This is a genomic window from Methylomonas rosea, assembly GCF_024505055.1.
Classification (GTDB): Bacteria; Pseudomonadota; Gammaproteobacteria; order Methylococcales; family Methylomonadaceae; genus Methylomonas; species Methylomonas rosea.
The window spans coordinates 24,173-33,369 of the sequence record NZ_JANIBL010000058.1; the positions used below are offsets into that span (position 1 = coordinate 24,173).

Genomic DNA, 9,197 nt, shown 5'->3' on the forward strand with positions numbered 1-9,197 from the left:
GTGCTTCGCGCTGCTTAAATTCACTATGCAGACCTTTGTGAATTTTTTAGGGTACGACAAATGGCAAAAGTAAAACACATTACAGAACCCGATACTTTCGGTTTTCAAGTTCGTATTGTTCGGCGCGGCAAGGAGAGCAGCCGTTATTTCTCTCACAAGCTTTGGGGCAGCAAAACCAAGTCGCTGAAAGCCGCGATCACTTGGCGCGACCAGATGCTGGTGGTATTAAAAGGCAGCAAGACCCGCTTCCTGAAACCGCCGAAAAACAAAACCACTACCGGCGTAACCGGCGTATCCAGAACCATTAAGTTCGATCACCGCAAGGATAAAAGCTATCTTTGCTACACAGTGTTTTGGGTAAAAGACGGAAAATCCCGGAATAAAACCTTCCAAGTGGGTAATGTGGACACGGTAACCGCTGACGATGAATTGCACGCGTTTCGGACTGCCCGCCTATTTCGCAGCTGCTACGAGCATGCCATCGACCACGATGCGCCGTTCGACGACAGCAAATTCGCTAACTGGAAAAAACTGCGCTTATACGAAAACGAGATGCTGAACGCAGTGAACTGAGCGCATCAGCATGATGATCAATCGATGCGCATCTCAATGCGCATCGACAGATCGACAGCAACGACATTTTTGGTCAAAGCACCTATTGAGATGAAGTCCACGCCGGTCTCGGCAACAGTTCGAATATTATCCAAAGTAATATTTCCCGACGCTTCCAACTCCAGTACTCCCTGATTTCGCGCTACCGCTGTACGCATATCGGCCAGGGAAAAATTATCCAGCATGATCCTATCCGGTTGCGCGGCAAAAGCCTGGGCAAACTCGTCAAGATCTTCCACCTCCACCTCGACCGGCACATTCGCATAGCCTCTAGCCAACTTGACTGCATCGGCAATAGAACCGGCCGCGATGATGTGGTTCTCCTTGATCAAGATGGCATCGAATAAACCAATACGATGATTAAAACATCCACCGCATTTGACCGCGTATTTTTGCGCCAACCGTAAGCCGGGCAGGGTTTTACGGGTATCCAATACCTTACAGCCCGTACCGGCCACGGCGTCGGCATAGCAGCGCGCAACAGTCGCCGTCGCGGATAAGGTTTGCAGCAGATTAAGCGCGGTGCGCTCGCCAGTCAGCAATGCCCGAGCAGGGCCATACAACCGGCATAGCAGCGTATTCGCGGATACACCCTCACCCTCAGCGCATTGCCAATCGACGATGACCTGATGGCTCAATTGTCGGAACACCTCATCGAACCAGGCTCTACCGCACAGCACCATGGGTTCGCGGGTCAACACTGTGGCATTGGCTTGGGTCTCGGCCGAGACGATGCTGGCGGTAATATCGCCGCTACCGATATCTTCGGCGAGATAAAGCGCAATTTCTGCGGAATTTGGTTGCATGTAGGTGTATTGGACGATGAACAAGATTAGTGATTATAAACCGCATATTGGCGACAGCCGAACCAAACTCAGGCCAATTAGGTATTGTTAGATCGATTAAAAGCGTAGGGAAAAGGTTGGCAAAGCTTATAAAATAAGGCATCACCCCACAAAGCTTGGAAAACATGATAATTCGCGACCACTATCTGAGCAGCGCCTGTCAGGTCGCTTCGCCGAACTACGACGACAGACCGGACCCGGACGATGTTTCGTTATTGGTCATCCATTGCATCAGCCTGCCTCCTGAGCAATTCGCGGGTGACTATATCGATCAATTGTTTTGCAATTGCCTGGATCCAAACGCACATCCGTACTTCCAAGATATACACCAACTTAAAGTGTCCGCGCATTTACTAATTCGCCGGGATGGCAGTATTCGGCAATATGTGCCGTTCAATCGCAGGGCCTGGCATGCAGGCGTCTCAAAGTATCAAGGCAGGGAGCGCTGTAACGACTTTTCTATTGGTATTGAGCTGGAAGGGGGCATAAGCGTGGCTTACACGGACGTTCAATATCGGCGCCTTGCCGATGTGTGTAGAACGTTACTGGCAAATTATCCGACATTGTCGAGTCAGCGTATTGTCGGTCATAGCGACATCGCTCCAGGCCGAAAAACCGACCCCGGCCCATTTTTCGACTGGTCCCGCTTTCACGAATTGCTGAACTCTAACCCTGAAAGTCCCGCAGGATAGGCAACGGTGCACCGCCGTAACCATGAGACAATAAAGCGAGAAAAGCCGCGTTAATCGGCTTTAATTTCCAAATGCACGGCTTTAAGGATCTCGAGCAACTCTTGATACTGGACTTGTAGCGGACCCAATTCGCTCTCTAACTGGGCAATACTTTCGTTGACATTGCCTTTGGATTCGTTGATTTTCCTGAGCATGATCAAACGGCTTTCGATTTGTTTTTTGTGGTCCTTGATCTGGTGCATCAGCGGCGACAGCACGCTATTACTCCAGGTAACCGCATCTCGCTGGGCTTGCTGCAGAATGTTTCGGGCCTTGGCTATCAAGGTGCCGTATAGTTTATTGACCACTATGCTTTGCTCGGTCATCGTGGTTTTGGCGCTATTGCGAAACGCTTCGCCTTCGTCAAAAATCTGCTCCAGCTCGAACTGATGCTGTTTGATCGAAAACAACTGTGGCTCAATCTCCTTAAAGCCGTATTCGTCCTGAAATTTTTTGTGAATAGCTTTAATCAGACGCCGGGTTTCTTCCGTCATATCTACCGAGTCTTGCAGCAGATCGCGCAACTCGTCGAACAACCTACGCATATTCTGTTTCATCCCGTACGTGGTCAGGCTTTTACTCATATCGTCCTTGGTACGGCGGATGATGTCATCGATTTTTTCTTTGGCAAACGAATCGATCAACATCTTGGCTTGCACCGCAAACACCTTCCGGCTGGCCTGAAAGTTTTCGATGTTGGCCATATAGGCATTTTGCCGGTCGCGGGTCTCGGCCATCAATTTGCCGGTGAGTTCCTGATTCTCGAAATCGACCTGCTTGAATTCGTCGAGCTGCTTTTGGGCGTTAGTGATTTTTGAGTCCATCAACTTGACGGACTCGCTGACTAGAAAGCCGATTTCCTTATCGACAACACCTTTTAGAATGTCCCGACGCTGATCGAGAATGTCATCCGACAAATAACTTTCCAGCAGATTTAACCGACTTTTTTGCAGCAGGGCATCGTCGCCTTTTACCTTGGCCAATAAAGCCTGTTTCGCGGAAACCGGGAAGATTACTTCCTTTTCCAGATTCAGAATCATTGCCGAGGTTTCGATTTGCTTTTGGATCGAGGCTTCGTAACCGGTTTCGCCGGCCAAATCGTCCCACATCGAGTCGATTTTATTCATCACCACAGCCAAACCCTGGCGCCGGTTTCCCCTGGAGCTACAGACGTGGCTTTTCCACATTTCCAGGTCGCTTTTGGTCACGCCGGTATCGGCGGCCAACACGAAAATAATCGCCTGGGCGCTGGGCAACATGCTTAAGGTTAACTCTGGCTCGGTACCCAAGGCATTTAGCCCCGGCGTGTCAAGAATGCACAGACCTTCTTTTAACAAAGGATGCGGAAAGCTGATCATCGCATGGCGCCAGCACGGTACTTCCACCGTTTCCGGATTGATAATACCTTGCTCGGCGGCTTCACGTTCGTTCCACAAACCCAGCTTGTCGGCCATTTCCCGAGAAACCTTCTTCGTGGCGACCAACTCCCTGAACGCTTCCTGCATTTGCGTGGGCGACTCGCAATTCAGCTCGATTTGCGTCCAGCGGTCGGGATTACGCTTGTAATCCATCAAGGAAATATCTTCCAAGCGGCTCTCGATGTTGAGCAGCCGAATGTAACTGCCGCCTTTTTCATCCCAGAACAGCTCGGTGGGCGACATCGTGGTACGGCCCGGCGAGGACGGCAACAAGCGCACGCCAGTCTCCGCAAAAAACAACGAGTTGATCAGCTCGGTTTTACCTCTGGAAAATTCCGCCACAAACGCCAAAGTGACGCGATCATTTTGCAAGCCTTGCAATATATTCAGCAAGGTATCGGTGCTTTGTGGGTCACTGAAGCGGTAACGATTACGCCAGTCCCGATACAATTCGATACCCTGAATCAGTTGTTCGCGCCAATGCGTGTATTCGTGCAACTGTTCTTTAAATTCCAGATTTCTCATGGCTCGCCTTTGTTCCGACTGTACTCAATATAAGGGGCAAATTGTAACGGCTAAGTGTAGACCAATAATCCATAAGCAAAAGCCTAGGGCACGCATGGATACTCAAATTCCGTACTGTTGTCGATAGGCCTGAATAATAGCCAACTTATCCGCCGAACCGCTTTGTTGGGAAATAAATTCGATGATGTCCGCCAAACAGATTATCGCCAGCACCGGAATGCCGAATTGTGCCGACACTTCCTGCACGGCCGACAATTCGTTCTGGCCTTTTTCTTGACGATCCAACGCAATCACCACACCTGCTACCGTCGCGCCGGCCGCATTGATGATTTCCACCGATTCACGCACTGAGGTACCGGCGGTAATCACATCGTCCAGAATCCAGACCTTGCCTTGCAAGGGTGCGCCGACCAGTACGCCGCCCTCGCCGTGATCCTTGGCTTCCTTGCGGTTAAACGCGAACGGAATATCGCGCTGCAAGCGGGAATAGGCAATCGAGGTGGTACTGACCAAGGGGATGCCTTTATAGGCCGGCCCGTATAATATATCTACCTCGACACCGGCGCTGATCAGCGCCTGCGCATAAAACTGCCCCAATTTATCCAGCTGAGCGCCGCTGTTGAATAGGCCGGTATTAAAGAAATAAGGACTGACTCGTCCTGACTTTAAGTGAAATTCGCCAAACTTTAATACGCCGCAATCCAAGGCGTACTGGATAAACTGTTTTTGGTAATCGAGCATTGGAATGTGACAAATCTAAAATGAAAGCAATTATACCCGTGCGCATTTAAACGATGAACTTTTCTAGGACCACGTCCAGAAAATCCCAGCCTTTTTCTGTACAGGTATAAACCAAGCCCTCCCTGCGCAGCAGGCCTTGCTCCAGACAAACCGACAAGTTCGGCTCCAAGCTATCCGCCGCCAAACCGGTAGCCGCTTCATAGTTGTTCAGAGTAAATCCGGCCTTCAATCGCAATTGGTTCATCAGAAACTCTAACGGCAATTGTGCGACATCAATCACTTCGCATTGCGACCGACCGGTTTGAGACAAATACTGTTCCGGGCTTCTCGGTTTAACCGTGCGAACGATGTCGTTAGGTAAGGACCGGCTGACTTTGCCGTGCGCACCGGCGCCTATCCCCAAATAATCCCCAAATTGCCAATAATTGCGATTATGCCGAGACTGCTTGCCTGGCTTTGCATACGCAGACACTTCGTACTGCTGGTAACCGTGCTCCGCCAACCGCTGCTGGCAGCGCTTTTGCGAGGCGAATATCACGTCGTCTTCCGGCAGTTTCGGCGGAAACTTATAAAAATACGTGTTGGGTTCCAGCGTCAGCTGGTAAAAAGAAATATGGGTTGGGGCCAAGCTGACGGCAGTTTCCACATCATTCAAGGCTTCGCTCTCGCTTTGATCCGGCAAACCGAACATCAAATCCAGATTGAAATTCTCGAACCCGGCCTTGACTGCAATTTCCACCGCAGCCATGGCTTCGGCGGCGGAATGCACCCGCCCTAATGTCCGCAAATGCCGATCCTGAAAACTTTGAATGCCTATCGACAAGCGATTGATACCTAAAGCCCGAAACTCATGAAACTTTGCACTCTCGAAAGTGCCGGGATTGGCTTCCAAAGTAATTTCGCAATGCTCTGCCAGGGGTACTGATTGCCTCACGCCAGTCAACAAGCGGCACAACGCTTCCGGCGAGAACAAACTGGGGGTACCGCCCCCCATGAATATGCTATCGATGCTCCGCTGCGCACCCAGCAGTTCCAAATCGGCTTGCAAGTCAGTCAGCAAGGCATCGATATAAGCCTCTTCGGGAATAGGATTTTTAACGGCGTGGGAATTAAAATCGCAATATGGACACTTCTGGATGCACCAGGGGAAATGGATATAAAGACTCAGCGGCAACAACTCGACAGACCTTACCACACGCCGACATTCGCCATGGATGCCCACGGCTCTTGCGGCGGCAAAGCCTGGTGTTTTTGTAACAATTCGATAGATATCTGGTCTGGCGAGCGCAGAAATGCCATATAACCGTCGCGCGGCGGCCGGTTAATTGTCACACCTTGCGCCATTAACGCTTGGCAAACCGCATAAATATCGTCCACTTCAAAAGCTAAGTGCCCAAAATTACGGCCACCGCCGTAATCCTCCGTATCCCAGTTGTAGGTCAACTCGAGCAATGGCGCGTCAACCGTTGCGGCGTTTTGCCGGTCGCCAGGAGCCGCGAGATACACCAAGGTAAAACGTCCGCCTTCGCTTTCCATGCGCCGCACTTCAATCAAACCAAGCTTATGGCAATAAAAATCCAGTGATTCGGCAAGATCCTTTACTCGAACCATGGTGTGTAAATAACGCATATTGGCTGCCCCAGAAAATAAAAGCGCAATTATGAACGAGTCAGCGGCGGAGAATAAAGTTTTGCACTCAAGTCAGACGAGCCACAGCGGCCCAATCAACCCAAGGCTTTGCGATAAACCGAGGGCATGACGGTTTGCAGCTCGGTTTTCATGCCACTTAACGACTCGGAATGGCTAATGAAAAAATAGCCGCCGGGCCGGAGGTATTTAACGATTTTGTCCAGCAAGCGTTGCTTGGTTTCAATATCAAAATAAATCATTACGTTACGCAAAAAAATCACGTCGAAACTCCCCAGGTCCGGCAATGTTCCAATCAAATTGGCATATTCGAACTTAACGCGACTGCGTAGCTCCGGCGCAACCAGCAAAAAACCATCATATTCACCTGTCCCTTTCAGGCAATATTTTTTCAGCAAGGTTTGGGGAATTTTTTCGGCGGCATTACTGGGGTACAAGCCACGCCGAGCTTTTTCCAGAATCCGCGTGGAGATATCGGTCCCGACAATATCCCATTGCCGGGTTCGCAGATACTCCGCCAACAGCATCGCCAGCGTATAGGCCTCTTCGCCGCTAGAGCTCGCGGCGCTCCACACCCGAAACGGCTTGGCTGGGGATTGTTGCGGCAAAATTTGCTCAACCAGATAATCGAAATGCTTGGACTCGCGGAAAAAATAGGTTTCGTTGGTGGTTAGCAAATCGATAGCCATCGTCGTTTCATTTTCGAAGCCTGGTTTGCCGAATTGCCGAAAATACTCGCCATAGCTATCGATGCCATGATGACGCAAACGCTTCTCCAAACGCCCCATCACCATGGCCTGCTTACTATCGTTTAGGACAATACCTGCGTGCTTGTAAAGATAGTCCCTGATCCAGGCAAACTCTTGCTTATGAAGTATCGGCGCACCGACACGATGGATTGACGACACTCTATACTCCCCGTTTTGAGCTATACACACTAACGCTTCCAGACACCGCAGGCGATTTTGCCTAAAATCGGTCATCCAATTCAGGATAGCTGCTTTCGCCGAAAACAGCGTTATTTGTGTCTATTCAGCGATTACGAACGCAGGGTGGACAAGCAGTGCTGATTGACGAATGCGCACTGCTTAGCCTGCCTACGACCGATTTACGCTGTTTTGACTGAATAATTACCTTTTTTGATTTTCAGCCAAGCCCCGCCGAAATGACGACGCTAGCCTGCGGAATGAAATCGATGGATCGGGTAAAATGCTCGGTTATTTGAACCGCCACCGATACTGAATCCGTAATCGACCCGCATCGGTAGCTTGCATTTACTCCCCAATATCAAAGGGATTATGGCCCCCAAAAAAACCACCTAAACACTTTCAATAGCTAACTGTACAGGCTTATCGCGACTTACTTTACTCAATGCAGACATTTCATCGACGGACAGTACCTTGCTAACGTTCAACAAAATAATGAACTGACCATTGCGTTTAGCCATACCATTAATGAAATCCGGACGAATACCCGCGCCAAAACTGGGTGGCGGTTCAATGTCTTGCTGGGTAATTTCGACCACTTCGTTGACCGCATCCACAATAATGCCTATGTCTTGCGGACCGTCATCCTCGCCATCAGCGGTGGTTTCAACAATCACGATGCCGGTGCGCTTGGCGACAGGCGTAGCACCTTTGCCGAATCGCGCCAATAGATCCACCACCGGGACCACACTGCCACGCAGATTAATCACGCCGCGCACAAACTCCGGCATCATCGGTACCTGGGTAAGATTGCCGTAGTCGATGATCTCCTTGCTGCTCAAAATTCCCAATGCGTAGAGTTCACCACCAAGGGTAAAGGTTAGGTATTGACCCGCCAGCGCAGTCGGTTTGCTCTGCGTGGTGGGTAACTTTTCCTGAGTTGTTGCAAGTTCTGTCATGGCCCGCTCCTAAAAACGTTCGAACTGGTTTAAATCGAAGTCATGATCGATGTTAGTAGTTGTCTGAGCGACAGGTTTTATCTTGGTAGCTTTTTTTGCCGTTTTGACTTCAGTTGGTGCCGCAAATTTTCTACCACCATTATCAAGTCTAAAAAAACTCATCAAAGTTTGCAGTTGTTCTGCCTGCCCGGTCATTTCCTCTGCGGTTGCCGCCAGTTGTTCGCTGGCGGACGCATTCTGCTGAGTAATCTGGTTCATCTGGTTCATCGCATTGTTGACCTGGCTGACACCGGCCGATTGCTCTTGCGACGCAGCGGCAATCTCCTGGACCAAATCGGAGGTTCTGGCAATGCTGGGCACAATTTCGTCCAACAGTTTGCCGGCCGATTCGGCTGTTTCCACGCTGTTTTCCGCCAACTCGCCGATTTCCTGCGCCGCCACTTGGCTGCGCTCGGCTAGTTTGCGCACTTCCGCGGCCACGACCGCAAAGCCTTTGCCGTGATCGCCGGCGCGGGCGGCTTCGATGGCAGCGTTCAGCGCCAACATGTTGGTCTGATAAGCAATGTCATCGATGATGCCGATTTTTTTGGCAATCTCGCGCATGGCGTCAACGGTCTGCTTAACGGCTTCTCCGCCTTGGCTGGCTTCGGTAGCCGCTTTGCTGGCCATGCCGTCGGTGACTTTGGCGTTGTCGGCATTCTGGTTGATGCTGGCCGCCATTTGCTCGATGCTGGCGCTGGTGATCTCGACACTGCCCGCTTGCTCGCTGGCGGCTTGCGACAGGGATTGAGAC

At 50.7% G+C, this 9,197-nt stretch carries 10 protein-coding genes; 2 read left to right on the forward strand and 8 right to left on the reverse strand.

All coding sequences use genetic code 11. From position 1 onward, the window contains the following. Positions 1-60 precede the first annotated feature (60 nt). Positions 61-573 carry a hypothetical protein gene (locus tag NP589_RS16815; protein WP_020484362.1) on the forward strand — a complete coding sequence of 171 codons (513 nt, stop codon included), beginning with the start codon at positions 61-63 and terminating at the stop codon, positions 571-573. 17 nt (positions 574-590) lie between these two features. On the opposite strand, the gene nadC is transcribed toward NP589_RS16815, so the two are convergent. Continuing rightward, on the reverse strand, positions 591-1,418 hold the full coding sequence (nadC, locus tag NP589_RS16820) for a carboxylating nicotinate-nucleotide diphosphorylase (protein WP_256608034.1): 828 nt from the start codon (positions 1,416-1,418) through the stop codon (positions 591-593). Between the two features lie 164 nt (positions 1,419-1,582). Between nadC and ampD the strand changes: the two genes are divergently transcribed. Beyond that, on the forward strand, positions 1,583-2,149 hold the full coding sequence (gene ampD, locus NP589_RS16825; RefSeq protein ID WP_256608035.1) for a 1,6-anhydro-N-acetylmuramyl-L-alanine amidase AmpD: 567 nt from the start codon (positions 1,583-1,585) through the stop codon (positions 2,147-2,149). Between the two features lie 50 nt (positions 2,150-2,199). Here ampD and NP589_RS16830 read toward each other — a convergent pair whose 3' ends face one another. From NP589_RS16830 to NP589_RS16860, 7 genes are all read right to left on the reverse strand, one after another. Next, positions 2,200-4,131 carry a dynamin family protein gene (locus tag NP589_RS16830; protein ID WP_064035741.1) on the reverse strand — a complete coding sequence of 644 codons (1,932 nt, stop codon included), beginning with the start codon at positions 4,129-4,131 and terminating at the stop codon, positions 2,200-2,202. Positions 4,132-4,233: 102 nt separating this feature from the next. Continuing rightward, complete coding sequence (gene pyrE, locus NP589_RS16835; protein WP_256608036.1) at positions 4,234-4,872, reverse strand: orotate phosphoribosyltransferase; 639 nt, start codon at positions 4,870-4,872, stop codon at positions 4,234-4,236. A gap of 46 nt (positions 4,873-4,918) precedes the next feature. After that, on the reverse strand, positions 4,919-6,067 hold the full coding sequence (gene hemW, locus NP589_RS16840; protein ID WP_256608037.1) for a radical SAM family heme chaperone HemW: 1,149 nt from the start codon (positions 6,065-6,067) through the stop codon (positions 4,919-4,921). Next, positions 6,061-6,501, reverse strand: a complete 441-nt coding sequence (locus tag NP589_RS16845; RefSeq protein WP_256608038.1) for a VOC family protein — start codon at positions 6,499-6,501, stop codon at positions 6,061-6,063. The genes hemW and NP589_RS16845 overlap by 7 nt, the downstream gene beginning before the upstream one ends. 95 nt (positions 6,502-6,596) lie before the next feature. After that, a complete protein-coding gene (locus NP589_RS16850) occupies positions 6,597-7,427 on the reverse strand; it encodes a CheR family methyltransferase (RefSeq protein ID WP_256608039.1) in 831 nt (276 codons plus the stop codon). 410 nt (positions 7,428-7,837) lie between these two features. Continuing rightward, complete coding sequence (locus tag NP589_RS16855) at positions 7,838-8,404, reverse strand: chemotaxis protein CheW (RefSeq protein ID WP_256608040.1); 567 nt, start codon at positions 8,402-8,404, stop codon at positions 7,838-7,840. Between the two features lie 9 nt (positions 8,405-8,413). Continuing rightward, positions 8,414-9,197 (reverse strand): methyl-accepting chemotaxis protein (locus NP589_RS16860; protein WP_256608041.1); only part of this gene is annotated, 784 nt, incomplete at its 5' end.